Genomic DNA, 16,693 nt, shown 5'->3' with positions numbered 1-16,693 from the left:
AGGAACGCGGCGGCTTCCGGGTCTACGAGGAGGCCCGCTCGCTGCTCGACTGGGGATTCGCCGCCGTGGGACGCGTCCGGCCGGTCGGCTCGCTGCCGCCGGAGCGGTCCTCGGCGCGAACGGCCCCCGCCGTCAGGGCGGCGGCCGGGGACGACGGACCCGGCTGGCCGGAGACCACCGGGACGCTCGCGGTGGCGGCCGCGGTGGGCGCGGGCGCGGTGGCGTTCACGAGGCGTCGCAGGGGCGGCGGGCCGACACGCGGGTGACCCACCGGCAGCCCCAGCAGCAGCCCCAGGGTGATCCACACATAGGTGTTGCTGCCGAGGAAGCCGTCGATCCCCGACGGGTCGTCGAACCACAGCCACACCACGCTGCTGCACAGCACCGCGTACAGGGCACCGGCGATGCGCAGCCGGCGCGCGTGCACGAGCACGGCGAACGACGGCAGCAGCCACACGAGATGGTGCACCCAGGTGATCGGGCTGACCAGGCAGGCGGCGAGCCCGGTGAGGGCGAAGGCGGCCCGCAGGTCGCCGCCCCGCAGCGCACGGTGCGTGCGCCACAGCCACACCGCGAGGACCAGGGCGACGGCGGCCTCCCAGGCGGCACGGCCGGGCTCGGCCGGTGCCGTGAGCCGGGCGAGGACGCCCTGCAGGGACTGGTTGGAGACGTAGTCCAGGCGGCCGACGCGGCCGGTGTCCCAGAGCGCGTGCGTCCAGTAGAAGCGGGAGGCGTCCGGCGCCGCCCAGGCCGCGAGCGCGGTCGCGGCCGCGGCGACGGCGGTCGCCGTCGCGGCGGCTCGCCATCGGCGGGCGAGCAGCAGCAGGCCGACGAAGAGCGCGGGGGTGAGCTTGACGGCCGCGGCGAGTCCGATGCCGGCACCGGCCCAGCGCCCGCGCCCGGTGGACAGCAGCCGGGCGTCGGCGAGCACCAGGGCCAGCAGCAGGAGGTTGACCTGCCCGAAGGAGAAGGTGTCCCGGACGGGTTCGAACAGCGCCAGCGCGCATGCGGCCAGGGACCAGCCGAACCAGCCGTGGCGGCCGAGGTCGCGGCCGGCGAGGATCCACAGCACGACGGCGACGGCGGCGAGGTTGAGCAGCAGGGTGAGCAGGATCGCCGTGTCCAGGCCGACGAACGCCATCGGCAGCATGCCGAGCGCGGCGAACGGCGGGTAGGTGAACCCGTACGCCGTCCCCGGCACCCGGTAGTCGTAGATGTGGCCCCCGTGGTGCACCCAGGCGTCCACGGTGCCGTGGTAGACGCGCAGGTCGAACCAGCCGCGCAGCAGCGGCACCGTGGCGGTGAAGACGGCCACGGCGGCGGCCAGGCACAGGACGAGGGCCAGCCGTCCCCTCCCGGTGCCGGGTGGTCTCACGCGGTCCGTCCCGGTACCGGCGCCTGGGCGGCCTGGTGCGCCTGCCAGAGCACGACCGCCGCGAGGACCGCGCCGGAGACGGCGAGGACCACCTGGGCGAGGTCCGGCGGGCCACCGCTGGGCAGCACGGCGAGCGCGAGGACGGCCGTGGCGGCGGCCACCCGCCGGCGTACGGAGGCGCTGGGGGCCGCGGCGGCGATGAGGAACAGCCCCCACAGGGCGTACCAGGGGCGGATCGCCGGGCCGAGGACGGCGACGGCGGCGAGGCTCAGGCCGAGCGCGTAGACCGGCGCGGGCCGCAGCCGCAGCCAGATGAACAGGACCGCGATCGTGGTCGCGAGGAGTCCGGCCGCGTGCCAGACCGGGACCGCGAAGGGTGCGAGGCCGCTGCCGAGCCGGTCCAGCAGGTCTCCCGTGATCCGGCCGAGGACGCTGGTGGGCGACCAGTTGTGCGGTGAGACGGGGGTCTTCAGGGCCGCTATCCAGCCGTATCCCGTGCCCGTGACGGCGGTCGCCACGACCGTGGTGGCGAGCGCGGCGGCCGCCGTCGTGGTCACCGCCCGCGCGAAGCCGGCGTGCCGCCGCAGCGCGATCACGGCCGGCAGCCCCAGTACGGCGGGGACCTTGACCAGCGCGGCGAGGGTGACCAGGACGACACCGAGCAGATGCAGCCGGCCGCGGGCGGCGAGCAGGCCGACGCCGAGCAGTCCGAGCATGATGGCGTCGTTGTGGGCGCCGGCCACCAGGTGGAGCAGCACCAGCGGGTTGAGGGCGCCCAGCCACAGCGCGGCGGCCGGATCGGCTCCGCACTGCCGGGCCAGCCTCGGCAGCGCCGCCGCCATGAGGGCCACGCCGCCGAGTGCCACCAGCCGCATGCCAAGGAGCCCGGCGGGCAGTTGGCCCCGGGTGAGGCCGGACAGCCCGGAGGCGACGGCGAGGAAGACGGGCCCGTAGGGGGCCGCGGTGTCCCGCCACACCGGCGCGACCTCGGCGGCCAGCGGGCCGCCGAGCCGCGCGGGTCCGTGCGTGTAGACGTCGATGTGGGCGTCGACCATGGCGCCCTGGGCGAGATAGCTGTACACGTCCCGGCTGAACAGCGGTGGCGCGAGCAGCAGAGGGGCCGCCCAGGCGGCCAGGACCAGCAGCAGGGCGCGCGGGGTGGGTGGTTCGGGCCCGCGCACCACCCGGCCGAGCAGCGCCCACGCGGCGATCAGCAGGACCACACCGAAGTACACCCCCACGAGTCCGAGCGCGGCCCGCGCGGAGTCGGGAGGGACCAGGTCCGCGGCCGGAAGCGCCCCGGCGGTCTCACCGCCCAGCGCGAGAAAGGCGGTACCGGCCAGACCGAGGGCCTGGCAGCGGCGGAGATCGACGGGAAAAGCCATGGCCAACACCCGCGCAGCGTGTCAACGCGGAGTGGCCGGGAGGCGACGCCCGCCCCTCGCCGGGGCGGCCTGCGCGTGACCGGCGTGTGCGTGTGACGGCGTGTGCGGGTGGCCGGCGTGCCCGGGTGGCCGGCGTGCCCGGGTGGCCGGCGTGCCCGGGTGGCCGACGTGCCCGGGTGGCCGACGTGCCCGGGGAAGGCCCCGGCCCGCGCCTCAGCACACCGACAGGCCCGTCAGCGTGGTGAGGAGGTGCAGGGCCGCAGCCCGGGTCACTCCGCGTTGCCGCGCTCGTCGAGGCCGGGGCTCCCCACGCACGGCGTGCGGCGGCCGGGGGCCTTGGAGAAGCCCGCGCACCGCGAAGATCGTGGTCGTGGGGGTGCGGATTCCCTCCCGGAGGTGAGCGGGTCGGTCAGGCGCACGCCCGGCCGCGCGGGCCGAGCTCGCCGACCGGCCGGACGCGGCCGACCGGCTCGCCCCCGCCGAGCAGCGGCTGGCCCGCGAAGGCGGCGAGCGCCGCCGGGTCGACCCCCGCGCGGGCCAGGGCCGCGGCCGCGACCGGGACGCGCGCCCGGTCCGCCCCGTCGGCGATCTTCACGGCGACGGCCCGGCCGTCCGGCAGGGCGGCGACCTGGACCCCTTCGAAGCCGTCCTTGGCCAGCAGCCCGGGCACGGCCCGCATCAGCGCGGCGATGTCACGCCCGGAGCCGGAGGCCATCTCGGCGTGGGCGCGCATCGCGTCCGCCACCCGTGCCTCGGGGGTGCCGGCCGGTGCGGCGGTGATCCGGGCCGCGGCGCGCGCCAGCCCGTACAGCGACACGGAGAACAGGGGCGCGCCGCAGCCGTCGACGGTCACCCCGGCGACCGCCTGTCCGGTCAGGTCCTCGACGGTGCCGGCGACGGCCCGCTGGAGCGGATGGGCGGGGTCGAGGTAGTCCTCCAGCGGCCAGCCGTTGACCGTGCAGGTGTACAGCATGGCCGCGTGTTTGCCGGAGCAGTTCTGGGCCAGCCGGGACGGCGGGCGCCCCTCGCGCACCCAGGCGTCGCGCACGGCCGGGTCGTACGGCAGGTCGGGCACGTTGCGCAGGTCGTCCTCGGTGGCACCGGCCGCCCCCAGGATCCGGCGGACGCCCGCCAGGTGCCGCTCCTCGCCGGAGTGGCTGGCCGCGGCCAGCGACAGCAGTTCCCCGGTGAGCGGCAGCCCGGCGCGCACCATGGCGACGGCCTGCACCGGCTTGAGTGCCGAGCGGGGGTGGAAGGCGGCCTCGATGTCACCGAGCCGCAGCTCCGCCCTTCCGCCGGCGCCCAGGACGACGACCGAGCCGTAGTGGACGCCTTCGACGATTCCGCCGCGTATGAGGTGGGCGACGGGGACGTGGCGGGGCTCCCGGATCACGGGCGCCCCCGATGCCGGACGTGCGTTCAGCACTGCGTGGTTCACACCTTCACCTCGGGAGGCTCAAGGGACTTACGGGGGCTCGGCGACCGCTCGTTCACGCCGCGGGTCCGCCGTCGGAGGGCCCGTCCGCGGACCGGTGACGCACGATGTCGCCGAGGCTCGTCCGGACGCGGTCGAGGTGGTGGGTCATGGCCTGGACCGCGTCGTGCTCGCATCCGTCGGTCAGTGCCTCGACGATCGCCCGGTGCTCGCGGTTGGACTGTTCGCGCCGGCCGCCCAGTTCGTTGAGGAAGGCCGACTGGCGCGCGAGCGCGTCCCGGATCTCCTCGATCACGCGGCGGAACACCGGGTTCTGGGCGGCCTCGGCCACGGTGAGATGGAAGAGCGTGTCCATCGCGACCCACGCGGTGGTGTCCGTCTCCCGCTCCATCCGGTCCAGGAGGTGGGCCAGGCGGTCGAGGTTCTCCGGGGTGCGGCGCAGGGCCGCGTATCCGGCGACCGGGATCTCGATGTGGCGGCGCACCTCCATCAGGTCGCTGGCCGCGTAGTCGCCGAAGGTGGGGTCCTCGACGGTGTCGGCGACGACGAAGGTGCCTTTGCCGGTCCGGGAGACGGTCAGGCCCATGGTCTGCAGGGCGCGCAGGGCCTCGCGCAGCACGGGGCGGCTGACCTCGAGGGTCCGGCACAGTTCCGCCTCGGAGGGGAGTTTGTCCCCGACGGCGTACTCACCGTGCTCGATGGCGTGGCGCAGGTGGCCCAGGACCGCCTCCATGGCGCTGACACGCCGGGCCCCCGGACCACCTGTCTGGCTGTCTGACAGGTTCACGAGCCGATCCTCGGGGAGACCGGAGGGAGCTGTCAAGGTGCGCGCCGGCAGACCGTCGGGGGGCGCGAGACCCGGCGGCCGGCCTCGCACCCCGGAGGGCGAGCGGTGCCCTCAGTCGAGCATGCCCGCCGAGAGCAGGCCCAGCAGCACCACGCCGACGATGATCCGGTAGATCACGAAGGCGTTGAAGGAGTGCTTGGCGACGAACTTCAGCAGCCAGGCGATCGAGGCGTACGCGACCACGAACGAGACGATGGTGCCGACGGCGAGCGGCGCGGCGCCCGCCCCCGTACCCAGGGCGTCCTTGAGTTCGTAGATGCCGGCGCCGGTGAGGGCCGGGATGCCGAGGAAGAAGGAGAGGCGGGTGGCGGCGACACGGTCCAGGTCGAGGATGAGCGCGGTGGACATCGTGGCGCCGGAGCGGGAGAAGCCGGGGAAGAGCAGCGCGAGGATCTGCGAGGAACCGACGAGCATCGCGTCCTTGAACGAGGTGTCGTCCTCACCCCGCTTGTGCCGGCCCATCTGGTCCGCCGCCCACATCACACCGCTGCCGACGATCAGCGACGCCGCCACGACCCACAGCGAGGCGAGCGGGCCGTCGATGAGCGGCTTGGCGGCCAGGCCCACCACGACGATCGGGACGGTCGCGGCGATCACCCACCAGGCGAACCTGTAGTCGTGGTTCTGCCGCTCCTCGCGGTGGAGCAGACCCCGGAACCACGCCGAGACGATCCGCACGATGTCCTTGAAGAAGTACACGAGCACGGCCGCGATCGCGCCGACCTGGATGACGGCGGAGAAGCCGACGACGGCCTGGTCGTCGACGGGGATCCCCATCAGCCCCTCGGCGATCTTGAGATGGCCGGTCGAGGACACGGGGAGGAATTCGGTCACCCCCTCGACGACTCCGAGGACGACGGCCTGACCGACGTTGATGGCGCTCATGGGATCCAGTTCTGAGAAGTTGGTCGACAGTGCTGTAGACGGTGGTGCTCTAGAAGGTTTTACTACGAGCCGGTGACAGCCGCCGACCGGGGTCACAGAGCCCGGGCGGCCAGGACCCCGGCAAAGGCAGCACCGAGGCCGGCTGTCACGCTCGCGACGACGTTGGCGGCAGCGTAGAACCCCGCCCCGGTCTCGGTCAGCCGAAGGGTCTCGTAGGAGAAGGTCGAGTACGTGGTCAGCGCTCCGCACAGCCCCGTGCCGAGCAGAAGCTGCAGGTGGGGTGAGGCATGGCCGGCGGAGGCCGCACCGGTCACCAGGCCGAGGACGAAACAGCCCGCGATGTTCACGACCAGGGTGCCCCACGGGAAGACCGTGTCGTGCCTGAGCTGCACCGCGCGGTCGGTGAGGTAGCGCAGGGGCGCGCCCGCCATGGCACCGGCGATCACCAGCAGCCAGTTCACAACGACTTCTCACCTTTCCCGTGTGCCCGGTGCGGGGCACCGCCCCGTCCCACGTACCTGATGACCTCGCACTCGTCGAGGGTCACCAGCCCCTCGGTGACCAGTTCGTCGAGCTGCGGGAGGAACGCGCGGACGCGTTCCTCGCCGTCGACGACGATGACTGCCACCGGCAGGTCCTCGCTCAGCGACAGCAGCCGGGAGGTGTGGATCAGCGAGGAGGCGCCGAAGCCCTCGATGCCCCGGAAGACGCTCGCGCCGGCCAGTCCGGCGGCGTGCGCGCGGTGCACGATCTCGGCGTACAGGGGCTTGTGGTGCCATGTGTCGTTCTCACCGACGAAAACGGTCAGGCGCAGGGCCCTGCCGGTCAGTTCTGTCATCGCCGCCTCCGCGGGCCGCCGGTCGAAGGTCTCGTTCATCGCTGCCGCCACGCCAGGGCACGGCGGGTCGCCGCCACCGCGAGCCAGACCGCCGCGAGGGCCCCGAGCAGGGTCGCGAACAGATAGGCGAGCGCGGTGCGCGGATGGTCCGCGTCGATCAGTCTCTGGATGTCGACGGCGTACGTCGAGAAGGTGGTGAAGCCCCCGAGGACGCCCGTGCCGAAGAACGGCCGCACCAGCCGGTGGGCCGCCCACACATCGGTGATCACGACCATGAAGACGCCGATCACGGCACAGCCGGCGAGATTGACCCAGAAGACCGCCCAGGGGAATCCGCCGGTGGGCGCGGGCCACAGCAGCGAGGCGGCGTAACGGGCCGTGGCGCCGACGCCGCCGCCGAGGGCGACGACCGCCACGACGGGGCCCTGACCGTGCCAGGGCGACGGCCGGGGCTCGGCCACGGGCGTGGCGGCACCTGGCTCGCCGACGCTGTTGGGGTGCGGGACGCTCATGGAAGTACTTCTCCTACTCGCCGGGGCCCTGCCGGAGGCAGGCTCGATCGCAAGTAGGGACCGTTGGCGGCGGCGCTGCCGCGGTTCGGGTACGGCGGGCCCCACCACCGCGCCGCGAGACATGATCGCGGCCGGGGAACAGGGTAACGCCGAGGGCGCGGGCCGCGCACCGCCGTGCTGGTCCGGCCGGGAAACCGCACGAAGCGGCCGAGCGCCCATGGCCCCTGACGGCCGGGGGTCCCGCCGACCGTGTCCGCACCCGGTCGGCGTGCCGCCTCACACGTCCCTCGGCTCCCGTCCGGGTCGGGGCTCCCGCCGCTCGCGCAGGCGGTCCGGCAGCCCCGCGACGAGGGGCCGCGGCAGCAGTGCCGGTACGGCCCCACCTGCGGCGCCCGGTATCGCCCGCCGCCAGCCGGTTTGCCGCCCGCCTCCCTCGCGGCGGCCAGCCGGGGGGGCGGTCCTCGTGTCCGTGTTTGGGTGCGGCCGGTTCAGGGCCACGCGACGGTGCCGCGGAGCCGGCGCGGCCCGCGTCGGTGACGGCGGCCATGACCTCAGGGGTAATCGCCGTGCACGGGCCCTCGTGACTACGTTCGGGGCGTCGTCCCGCACGGGACCGCGGAGGAGCGAGCGGAGGAGCCCGACGTGTCCGCCTATGGCTTCGCGCATCTGCGCAGTCGTCGTCACCACCCCGACATCCTGGAGTACCTGGAGCGCATCCAGGCCACCCTCGACCCGTTCCACGGGCGCTTCGTCATCCACGGCCCGCCGGCCGAGGTGGTGGAGGGCACCTGGCCCGGCAGCATGGTGCTGATCGAGTTCCCCGGCCTGGCCGAGGCCCGCGCGTGGTACGCCTCCCCCGCCTACCAGGAGATCCTGCGGCTGCGGACCGACCACATCCAGGGCGACGTGGTGCTGGTGGAGGGTGTCGGACCGAAGTACGACCCCCGTGAGCGGGCGGCGAAGCTGCGGGAGCAGGCGGGGGCGGCCGGGCGGCGGCGCTGAGCGCGCAGACGGCACACGGCGCAGGGGGCAGCGGGGTTCACCTGCCGGGCCTCCCGGCCGTCGCCGCCGCCGACGGATCCGTTTCCCCGGGAACCGGCGACGCCTGCCGCCAGGGGTTGGCCGCGTCGGTCCCATCCGCCCCGGTCTCCCTCCGGCGGCGTGTCCTCCCGTCTCAGTATGTGGGCGCTCTCTGGGTGACCGTCCCGGCGTTTCGTTCAATGGATGCCCGCCGGTTCCGAGGAGACGCCTTATGGGTGAGCATGTCCACGTTCGCGTTGCGAACGGTCTGAGTGTGAGCGAGGACGGGGACCTGGTCGAGATGTCCCGCTGCCGCTGCGGGGCCACCTGGACCAAGACGTACCGGGCGGACGAGGGCGCCGGCGAGCAGTGAGCGCCGCCGTCGTCACATGATCCGCACCCTGTGACCGCCGTGTCCCGGCTCTGTGACACCGGCCGTCGCGGTGCTGCGGCGCGGCGGGGGGCGTTGTTACGGTCCGGCCCGGGGGTGCGGCCGACCGGGCCGCCCGCGACAAGGGGGGACCGTCCCGGATGAAAACCGACCGCCTCAGACCTGCCGTCGTCGCACTCACGGCCGTGGCGCTGACCGCCGTGCTGGCCGGGTGCCGGGAGGGCGGGGCCACCGCCGGTGCCCACGCGTCGCCGCGTGCGAGCGCCTCGGCCGCCTCCGGCGGCACGCCCTCCGCGAAGCCCGACGTGGTGCCGAGCACGGGCGTCACGGCCACCTCGTCCTCCGGCGCGGCCGGCGGCGGCACTCCGGCCGGGAAGCCGAAGGCCAAGCCGGCCGCACCGGCCACGGGCGGCGCGTCACCGTCCGCCGGCTGTGTCAGCGAACCGCCGGACCCGGACCACGTCGATCCCGACGAGTTCGCCCTGTACCGCGTCGAGGAACTCGACGGCAGCACCGGGAAGGTGAATCTCGTGATCCAGCACGGGGCCTGGGGATGCCCCGGGACGGACGGCGACGGGGTGCCGTTCGTGGTCACGGGTGAGGACAGCCGCTGGGCCCTCGACCAGGCGGCGTACGTCACGGCCACCAATCCCGTCACCGACAGCAGCGAGAACCGGCGGATCGGCGTGCAGGAGCTGATCGACTGGGTCAAGGCGCACCCCGACTCCGGTCTGGTGTTCAAGTACCAGACCGGAGACGACGGCGCCATCCACCGGCTGGACCAGGTCTACGCGCCGTAGACGGCACGCCGGCGGCCCGCCCGCCGTCGTCCCTTGGACGCAGTGGGGGCCCGATTCGGGTGAGAGACGGTGGCGCCGTGCCCGTAGAGCGGGCACGGCGCCACCCGGACCGGCCGGAGCCTCCACTTCCGGCCGGAGTACGAGGGGGCGGCCGCGGCGGTGCGGCGCGCGGGTCAGTCGTCGAGCCGCACGACCCTGACGGATCCCGCGGGCACGGCGAGGTGCCCCGCGGCGCGCTCGCCGGTGAGCAGTTCCGTGCCGGGCGCCTCCAGCGGCACCTTGGCGTCGTGCGCGGCGTGGTTGATCGCGAACAGGAACGTGCCCGGCTCCCCTGCCCGGCGCACCACCTCGACGTCCTGCGCGAGGCCGGCGGGCGGCGCGATTCCCGCGTCGTCCGCGACGCGGCCGACCAGTGCCGCGAGGTCGCGCCCGGCGAGCCGGGTCGACACGTACCAGGCGGAGCCCCCGCCGAGCCGGTGCCGGGTGATGGCGGGGTGACCGGCGGCGAGCCCGTCCGCGTACGTCCAGAGGGTCTCGGCGCCGCGAGGGACCACGAACTCGGTCCACACGTCGCCGCTCAGCTCGCTGCCGTCGAGACCGGTGACGCGTACCCGCTCGTCCTCCAGCAGTGGCGAGAACTCCTCGACGGTCAGGCCCAGGACGTCCCGCAGGGCGCCCGGGCAGGGGCCCTCGTGGACCGCGTCGTGCTGGTCGACGATGCCGGAGAAGTACGACACGAGGAGGGTGCCGCCGTTGTCGACGTACGACCTGAGGTTGTCGCCTGCCGCCTCCGTCATCAGGTACAGCGCGGGTACGACGACAAGGGGATAGGCCGACAAGTCGGCTTCGGGATGGGCGAAGTCGACCGTGAGGTGGTGGTCGTAGAGGGCCTCGTAGAAGGCGTCGGCGCGCTCGCGCGCTTCGTGGTCCTCACTCGGGCGCCACTGCAGGTTCTGCGCCCACCAGGAGTGCCAGTCCCACAGCACGGCCACGTCGGCCTGCGTGCGGGTACCGCGGGCCGCGGCCAGCGAGCCGAGACCGGCGCCGAGTTCGACGACCTCGCGCCACACCCTGGTGCCGGTTCCGCCGTGCGGCAGCATCGCGGAGTGGAACTTCTCGGCGCCGCGCCGGGACTGCCGCCACTGGAAGAACAGGGCGCCGTCGGATCCGCGGGCCACGTGGGCGAGGGAGTTGCGGGCCATCTGGCCGGGTGCCTTGGCGGGGTTGCGGGGCTGCCAGCTGACGCCCGAGGTGGAGTGCTCGAGCAGCAGCCAGGGTGCGCCGCCCGCGACGGAGCGGGTGAGGTCGGCGGCCATCGCGAGGTTGACGTGGGTGCGGCGGCCGTCGGTGATCAGGTAGTGGTCGTTGGTGACGAGGTCGACCTCGCGGCCCCAGGCCCAGTAGTCGATCGAGTCGCACTGGCTCAGCGCGGTCATGAAGTTGGTGGTGACGGGGACCCCCGGCGAGTGGCGGTGCAGGATGTCCCGTTCCCGCACGAAGTTCTCGCGCATGGTGGCGTCGGCGAACCGCCTGTAGTCCAGCGCCTGGGCCGGGTTGCCGACCGTGGGGGTGGCGCGCGGCGGGTTGATCTGGGCGAAGTCCGTGTAGCGCTGGCCCCAGAAGGCCGTGCCCCATGCCTCGTTGAGCGTGTCGACCGTGCCGTATGCGTCCGCGAGCCAGCGGCGGAAGTGCGCGGCGCAGGAGTCGCAGTAGCAGGCGGAGACGGGGACGCCGTACTCGTTGTGCACGTGCCACAGCGCGAGCGCGGGGTGGTCGCCGTACCGCGTCGCGAGCCGGGTGGTGATGGCCGCGGCGGCCGCCCGGTAGTCGGCGTTGCTGTGGCAGATCGCGCCGCGGGACCCGAACTCGTAGCGGGTGCCGTCGGCCGTCACGGGCAGCGCGTCGGGATGCGCCCGGTAGAACCAGGCGGGCGGCGCCACCGTGGGAGTGCCGAGGTCGACGCGGATGCCGTTCTCGTGCAGCAGGTCCAGGACGCGGTCCAGCCGGCCGAACTCGAAGACACCGGGTGAGGGTTCCAGCAGCGCCCAGGAGAAGATCCCGACGCTGACCATCGTCACGCCCGCCTCGCGCATGAGCCGCACGTCCTCGTGCCAGACGCTCTCCGGCCACTGCTCGGGGTTGTAGTCCCCACCGAAGGCGAGCCCGGTGAGGCCCCTGGGGGTGGTGTCCGGCATGGAAGACTCCCGCTGCTCGATCATTTGGGAACGTGCACACACAGCGTCGGCGGTGTGAGTCCAACATAACCGCACAGCAACAACCATTGACAAGTGTCCCGGACGTTTCTCTACTGTGAACGCTCACAGACACGAGCCGCTCATGTCCGGTCTGCCGATCCCATGCCTTCAGGCCCTCTCGTCAGGGGAGACACGCTCATGCACTTCACGTTGCGCCGACGCCTCATGGCCGCCTCGATCTCCGTGGCCCTCGGGGCCACCGCACTCACTGCCTGCGGCTCCGGCTCGGGTTCCGGGGACAAGGACGCGGGCGGTTCCGGGCCCGTCTCGCTGACCTACTGGGCCTGGGCGCCCGGCATGGACAAGGTCGCCGCGATCTGGAACAAGAAGCACCCGGAGATCCAGGTCACCGTGAAGAAGCAGGCCTCCGGCGACGAACTGGTCACGAAGATCATCACGGCGGCCAAGGCCAAGAAGGCTCCCGACCTGGTGCAGGCCGAGTACCAGGCCATCCCCACCCTCGTGAGCAATGACGTCCTCGCCGACATCACGAAGGACGTGAAGGACGCCCGGGGCAAGTTCGCCCCCGGCATCTGGCAGCAGGTCACCCTCGGCACCGGCAGCGCCTACGCGGTCCCCCAGGACTCGGGGCCGCTGATGTTCTACTACCGCGCCGATCTCTTCAAGAAGTACGGCCTGACCGTCCCCACCACGTGGGACGAGTTCGCCCGGACCGCCCGCGAGCTCAGGAAGAAGGACCCCTCCAAGTCCCTGACCACCTTCTCCTCCAACGACCCGGGCCTGTTCGCGGGCCTCGCCCAGCAGGCCGGCGCCAGGTGGTGGACCAGCGCCGGTGAGAAGTGGAAGGTCGGCATCGACGACGCGGCCACGCGGAAGGTCGCCGACTTCTGGGGCGGTCTCGTCGAGGAGGGCGCGATCGACAACCAGCCGATGTACACCCCGGCCTGGAACAAGGCGCTCAACACCGGCGGGCAGATCGCCTGGGTCAGCGCGGTCTGGGCCCCCGGCGTGCTGACCACCGCGGCCCCGGACACCGCGGGCAAGTGGGCGATGGCCCCGCTGCCGCAGTGGAGCGCGGGCGAGAGCACGACCGGCAGCTGGGGCGGCTCCTCCACCGGCATCACCAACGACTCTCGGCACAAGGATGCCGCGGCCAGGTTCGCCACCTGGCTGAACACCGATGAGGAGGCGCTCGCCGCGATGGTGAAGGAGGGCGGCATCTACCCCGCCGCCACCGCCGCCCAGACCGGTGGCGCCCTGTCGAAGGCCCCGGCCTTCTTCTCCAACCAGCCGGACTTCTACACCAGGGCCGCCGAGATCGCGAAGACCACCGCGGCATCCGCCTGGGGCCCCAACGTCAACGTCGCCTACACCACCTTCAGGGACGCCTTCGGCAAGGCCGCCAAGGACAAGAGCACGGCCGCGTTCGGCGGCGCACTGGCCGCCATGCAGGACGACACCGTCGCCGACCTGAAGAAGCAGGGCTTCGAGGTCGCCGAGTGATGTCCGGCACCAGCGACGACAACACCGGCGGGAGGGCGCGCGGTTCCGGCCGTGCGCCCCGCGCCCGCACCCGCGCCGTCAGCGGACGTGTACGGCGTGCTCCGTACGCGTTCCTTCTCCCCGCCGCCGTGCTGTTCCTGCTGTTCTTCGTCCTGCCCATCGGGTACGCGGTCTACCTCAGCCTCCGCAAGGTCGAGGTCAAGGGCCTGGGGCTGGGGTCCGGTGCCCGCCGCGAGGTGTGGACGGGGCTGTCCAACTACACCGCCGCACTCTCCGACTCGGAACTGGTCGGCGGCGCGCTGCGCGTTCTCGGCTACGGCGCCATCGTCGTCCCCGTGATGCTGGGCTCGGCGCTGCTCTTCGCCCTGATGCTGGACACCGAGCGGGTGCGGTTCACCTCCTTCACCCGGCTGGCGATCTTCCTTCCCTACGCCATCCCCGGCGTGATCGCGGCTCTGCTGTGGGGCTTCCTGTACCTGCCGAGCGTGAGCCCCTTCTTCTTCCTGCTCGACCGTGCGGGCCTGCCCCAGCCCGATCTGCTGGACGGCGGGCCGCTGTTCGTCGCGCTGGCCAACATCGCGGTCTGGGGCGGCACCGGCTTCAACATGATCGTCATCTACACATCGCTCCGGGCCATCCCGGCCGAGGTGTACGAGGCGGCGAAGCTCGACGGCTGCTCGCAGCTCCAGATCGCGCTGCGCGTCAAGATCCCGATGGTGGCTCCCTCGCTGGTGCTCACCTTCTTCTTCTCGATCATCGCGACGCTCCAGGTCTTCGCCGAGCCGACCACCCTCAGGCCGCTCACCAACTCCGTCTCCACCACCTGGAGTCCGCTGATGAAGGTCTATCAGGACGCCTTCGGCAACAACGACATCTACTCGGCGGCCGCCCAGGCCGTGATCATCGCCGTCGCCACCCTCGTCCTGTCCTTCGGGTTCCTGCGCGTCGCGAACGCCCGTTCCCGGCAGGAGGAGGCCCGATGAGTGCCCTCGCCGTCCGGAAGGCGGCCCCCGCGGCCGGCGCCACACCCGGCACCGCCCAGGGGCCGTCGCCGCGCCGCCGTATCGCCCTCGTCCCCACCGTCGCGCTCCTGCTCGGCGCGGCGTACTGCCTGCTGCCCGTCGCCTGGGTGGTCATGGCCGCCACCAAGTCGGGCGAGGAACTCTTCTCCACCTTCACTCTCCTGCCGGGCACGGGTCTCGCCGGAAACCTCGCGGACCTCAACGCCTACCGCGACGGCGTCTACTGGCAGTGGATGGGCAACTCGGCCCTGTACGCGGGGGTGGGAGCGCTGCTGTCGACCGCGGTCTCCGCCGTCTCCGGCTACGCCCTCGCCGTCTACCGCTTCCGCGGACGTGAGACCGTCTTCAACATCCTGCTGGCGGGCGTGCTGATGCCGCCCGTGATCCTGGCCATACCCCAGTACCTGCTGCTGGCCGAGGCGGACCTCACCGACTCCTACGCCTCCGTGATGCTGCCGCTGGTCCTCTCCCCGTACGGCGTCTACCTGGGGAGGATCTACGCCGCCGCGGCCGTGCCGGCCGATGTGGTGGAGGCAGGGCGGATGGACGGGGCCGGGGAGTGGCGGATCTTCGCGCGGATCGGCCTGCCGATGATGGTGCCCGGCCTGGTGACGATCTTCCTCTTCCAGTTCGTGGCGATCTGGAACAACTTCCTGCTGCCGTACATCATGCTGAGCGACGACGAGAAGTTCCCCATGACGCTCGGCCTGTTCACCCTGCTCGCCCAGGGCAACAGCCGGCCCGCGCTCTACACCCTGGTCGTCACCGGCGCCCTGCTGGCGATCATCCCGCTGATCGCTCTCTTCCTCGTCGTCCAGCGCTTCTGGAGCCTCGATCTGCTCTCCGGAGCCGTAAAGTCATGACCATGAACAATCCGGGGGGCCGGCGCAGACCGCCGACGATCCACGACGTCGCGCGTGAGGCGGGTGTCTCACGCGGGACCGTCTCGCGCGTGCTCAACGGCGGACACTATGTGAGCCCGTCCGCGCAGGAGGCGGTCAACGCCGCCATCCGCAAGACGGGGTACGTCGTCAACCGGCACGCGCGCTCCCTGATCACCGGCCGCTCGGACTCGATCGGCTTCCTGCTGACCGAACCGCAGGAGAGGTTCTTCGAGGACCCCAACTTCAACGTCCTGCTGCGCGGCTGCACTCAGGCGCTGGCCGCGCACGACGTCCCCCTCCTGCTGATGCTCGCCGGGACCAAGGACGAACGGCGGCGCATCACGCGGTACATCACCGCGGGCCACGTCGACGGGGTGCTGCTGGTCTCCAGCCACTCCGGGGACCCGGTCGCCGAGGAACTGCGTGAGGCGGGCGTGCCGCTGGTCGCGTGCGGCAAACCCCTCGGGCTCGGCTCCAAGGTGAGCTATGTGGCTGCGGACGACCGGGACGGCGCCCGGGACATGGTGCGCCATCTGCTGTCGTTGGGGCGGCGGCGGATCGGTGTCGTCACCGGTCCGCTGGACACGCCGGGCGGTGTCGAGCGGCTCGCGGGCTACAAGGAGGTGCTCACCGAGGCGGGCGTCGAGATCGACGAGAAGCTCGTGGTGCCGGGCGACTACAGCCGGGCCGGCGGCGAGGCGGGCGCCGAGCGGCTCCTGGCGCGGGTGCCGGACATGGACGCGGTGTTCGTGGCGTCCGACCTGATGGCGCAGGGCGTGCTGACCGCGCTCCAGCGGGCGGGCCGCCGGGTCCCCGAGGACGTGGCGGTCGGGGGGTTCGACGACTCTCCCGCAGCGACCGCGGTGAGGCCCGCGCTCACCACCATCCGCCAGCCATGGGACCGGATCAGCAACGAGATGGTGCGGGTGCTGCTGGCGCAGATAGGCGGGGAGGACCCGGCGGCGGTGATCCTGCCGACGGAGCTGGTCAGACGCGAGTCGGCCTGAGCCGGCGGCTCGGCCCGCGTCGCACCGGCCCACGTTCCACCGGCCCGCGTCGCACCGGCCGGCGGCGGCCCGGCCGGCATCCTGAGTGGGCGGAATCCAACCGGTCAGGATTCGAGAAGCCACACCCCGCTCCCCCGCCCTAGCGTGAAACCGCCGGCGAACGACGCCGGACCGCGTACCACGGAGGAGCACCCCATGACCGCCGGCCTGAAAACGATCATCTACCCCGTCAAGGACCTCGCCCGGGCCAAGGCCCTGTTCAGCGCGCTGCTGGAGGTGGAACCGTACGCGGACGAGCCGTACTACGTCGGCTTCCGGGACGCGGGACAGGACGTGGGCCTCGACCCGAACGGGCACGCCGCGGGAATGACCGGCCCCGTGCCGTACTGGACCGTCTCCGACATCAGGGCCCGCCTCACGGCCCTGCTGGAGGCGGGGGCCGAACTGCTGCAGGACGTGCGGGACGTGGGCGGCGGCAAGCTGATCGCGTCGGTGAAGGACCCGGACGGCAACCTCGTGGGGCTCACCCAGGACCCCGCCGCGTAGGGCGTCTCACTGACCACTACACTAGTT

The 16,693-nt window shown here is 72.8% G+C and carries 16 protein-coding genes; 7 read left to right on the top strand and 9 right to left on the bottom strand.

Annotated elements, in window-relative coordinates; translation table 11 throughout:
- Positions 1-22: 22 nt before the first annotated feature.
- From ACZ79I_RS37810 to crcB (ACZ79I_RS37775), 8 genes are all read right to left on the bottom strand, one after another.
- Positions 23-1,375: a glycosyltransferase 87 family protein gene (locus ACZ79I_RS37810; RefSeq protein ID WP_471504028.1), complete on the bottom strand. Its 1,353-nt coding sequence runs from the start codon at positions 1,373-1,375 to the stop codon at positions 23-25.
- Entirely contained in the window at positions 1,372-2,760 is a 1,389-nt protein-coding gene (gene mptB / locus ACZ79I_RS37805; RefSeq protein WP_471504026.1) for a polyprenol phosphomannose-dependent alpha 1,6 mannosyltransferase MptB, read from the bottom strand. Before mptB ends, ACZ79I_RS37810 begins: the two co-directional genes overlap by 4 nt.
- Before the next feature lie 409 nt (positions 2,761-3,169).
- Positions 3,170-4,198, bottom strand: a complete 1,029-nt coding sequence (locus ACZ79I_RS37800) for an asparaginase (protein WP_471504024.1) — start codon at positions 4,196-4,198, stop codon at positions 3,170-3,172.
- Between the two features lie 52 nt (positions 4,199-4,250).
- Positions 4,251-4,982 (bottom strand): FadR/GntR family transcriptional regulator, encoded by a 732-nt coding sequence (locus tag ACZ79I_RS37795; RefSeq protein ID WP_471504022.1) that lies wholly within the window; start codon positions 4,980-4,982, stop codon positions 4,251-4,253.
- Positions 4,983-5,093: 111 nt separating this feature from the next.
- The gene (locus tag ACZ79I_RS37790) at positions 5,094-5,927 is read right to left on the bottom strand and encodes an undecaprenyl-diphosphate phosphatase (protein ID WP_471504020.1); all 834 of its coding nucleotides are present in this window, start codon (positions 5,925-5,927) and stop codon (positions 5,094-5,096) included.
- 92 nt (positions 5,928-6,019) lie between these two features.
- On the bottom strand, positions 6,020-6,388 hold the full coding sequence (gene crcB / locus ACZ79I_RS37785; protein WP_471504018.1) for a fluoride efflux transporter CrcB: 369 nt from the start codon (positions 6,386-6,388) through the stop codon (positions 6,020-6,022).
- The gene (locus tag ACZ79I_RS37780; RefSeq protein WP_471505480.1) at positions 6,385-6,765 is read right to left on the bottom strand and encodes a DUF190 domain-containing protein; all 381 of its coding nucleotides are present in this window, start codon (positions 6,763-6,765) and stop codon (positions 6,385-6,387) included. Before ACZ79I_RS37780 ends, crcB (ACZ79I_RS37785) begins: the two co-directional genes overlap by 4 nt.
- A 35-nt stretch (positions 6,766-6,800) precedes the next feature.
- Positions 6,801-7,277 (bottom strand): fluoride efflux transporter CrcB, encoded by a 477-nt coding sequence (gene crcB, locus ACZ79I_RS37775; protein WP_471504016.1) that lies wholly within the window; start codon positions 7,275-7,277, stop codon positions 6,801-6,803.
- Positions 7,278-7,919: 642 nt separating this feature from the next.
- Here crcB (ACZ79I_RS37775) and ACZ79I_RS37770 point away from each other — a divergent pair.
- Together ACZ79I_RS37770 and ACZ79I_RS37765 are read left to right on the top strand one after the other, a co-directional pair.
- Positions 7,920-8,279, top strand: coding sequence for a DUF1330 domain-containing protein (locus tag ACZ79I_RS37770; protein ID WP_471504014.1), 360 nt, complete (start codon positions 7,920-7,922; stop codon positions 8,277-8,279).
- A gap of 549 nt (positions 8,280-8,828) precedes the next feature.
- Complete coding sequence (locus ACZ79I_RS37765) at positions 8,829-9,488, top strand: hypothetical protein (protein WP_471504012.1); 660 nt, start codon at positions 8,829-8,831, stop codon at positions 9,486-9,488.
- Between the two features lie 173 nt (positions 9,489-9,661).
- Here ACZ79I_RS37765 and ACZ79I_RS37760 read toward each other — a convergent pair whose 3' ends face one another.
- Positions 9,662-11,683 carry a beta-galactosidase gene (locus ACZ79I_RS37760; RefSeq protein WP_471504010.1) on the bottom strand — a complete coding sequence of 674 codons (2,022 nt, stop codon included), beginning with the start codon at positions 11,681-11,683 and terminating at the stop codon, positions 9,662-9,664.
- Positions 11,684-11,881: 198 nt separating this feature from the next.
- On the opposite strand from ACZ79I_RS37760, the gene ACZ79I_RS37755 reads away from it, so the two are divergent.
- The 5 genes from ACZ79I_RS37755 to ACZ79I_RS37735 all read left to right on the top strand — a co-directional run bounded on the left by ACZ79I_RS37755 (position 11,882) and on the right by ACZ79I_RS37735 (position 16,666).
- A complete protein-coding gene (locus ACZ79I_RS37755; protein ID WP_471504008.1) occupies positions 11,882-13,207 on the top strand; it encodes an ABC transporter substrate-binding protein in 1,326 nt (441 codons plus the stop codon).
- Positions 13,207-14,190, top strand: coding sequence for a carbohydrate ABC transporter permease (locus ACZ79I_RS37750; protein WP_471504006.1), 984 nt, complete (start codon positions 13,207-13,209; stop codon positions 14,188-14,190). The genes ACZ79I_RS37755 and ACZ79I_RS37750 overlap by 1 nt, the downstream gene beginning before the upstream one ends.
- Positions 14,187-15,092, top strand: a complete 906-nt coding sequence (locus ACZ79I_RS37745; protein WP_471504004.1) for a carbohydrate ABC transporter permease — start codon at positions 14,187-14,189, stop codon at positions 15,090-15,092. Before ACZ79I_RS37750 ends, ACZ79I_RS37745 begins: the two co-directional genes overlap by 4 nt.
- Positions 15,089-16,120, top strand: a complete 1,032-nt coding sequence (locus tag ACZ79I_RS37740; protein WP_471504002.1) for a LacI family DNA-binding transcriptional regulator — start codon at positions 15,089-15,091, stop codon at positions 16,118-16,120. Before ACZ79I_RS37745 ends, ACZ79I_RS37740 begins: the two co-directional genes overlap by 4 nt.
- Positions 16,121-16,315: 195 nt before the next feature.
- The gene (locus ACZ79I_RS37735; RefSeq protein WP_471504000.1) at positions 16,316-16,666 is read left to right on the top strand and encodes a VOC family protein; all 351 of its coding nucleotides are present in this window, start codon (positions 16,316-16,318) and stop codon (positions 16,664-16,666) included.
- The last annotated feature ends 27 nt before the right edge of the window (positions 16,667-16,693 follow it).

The sequence above is a fragment of the Streptomyces sp. PSU-S4-23 genome, from assembly GCF_055632315.1.
Note: the sequence above shows the minus strand (reverse complement) of the source record. Positions and strands in the feature narration are given on the sequence as shown.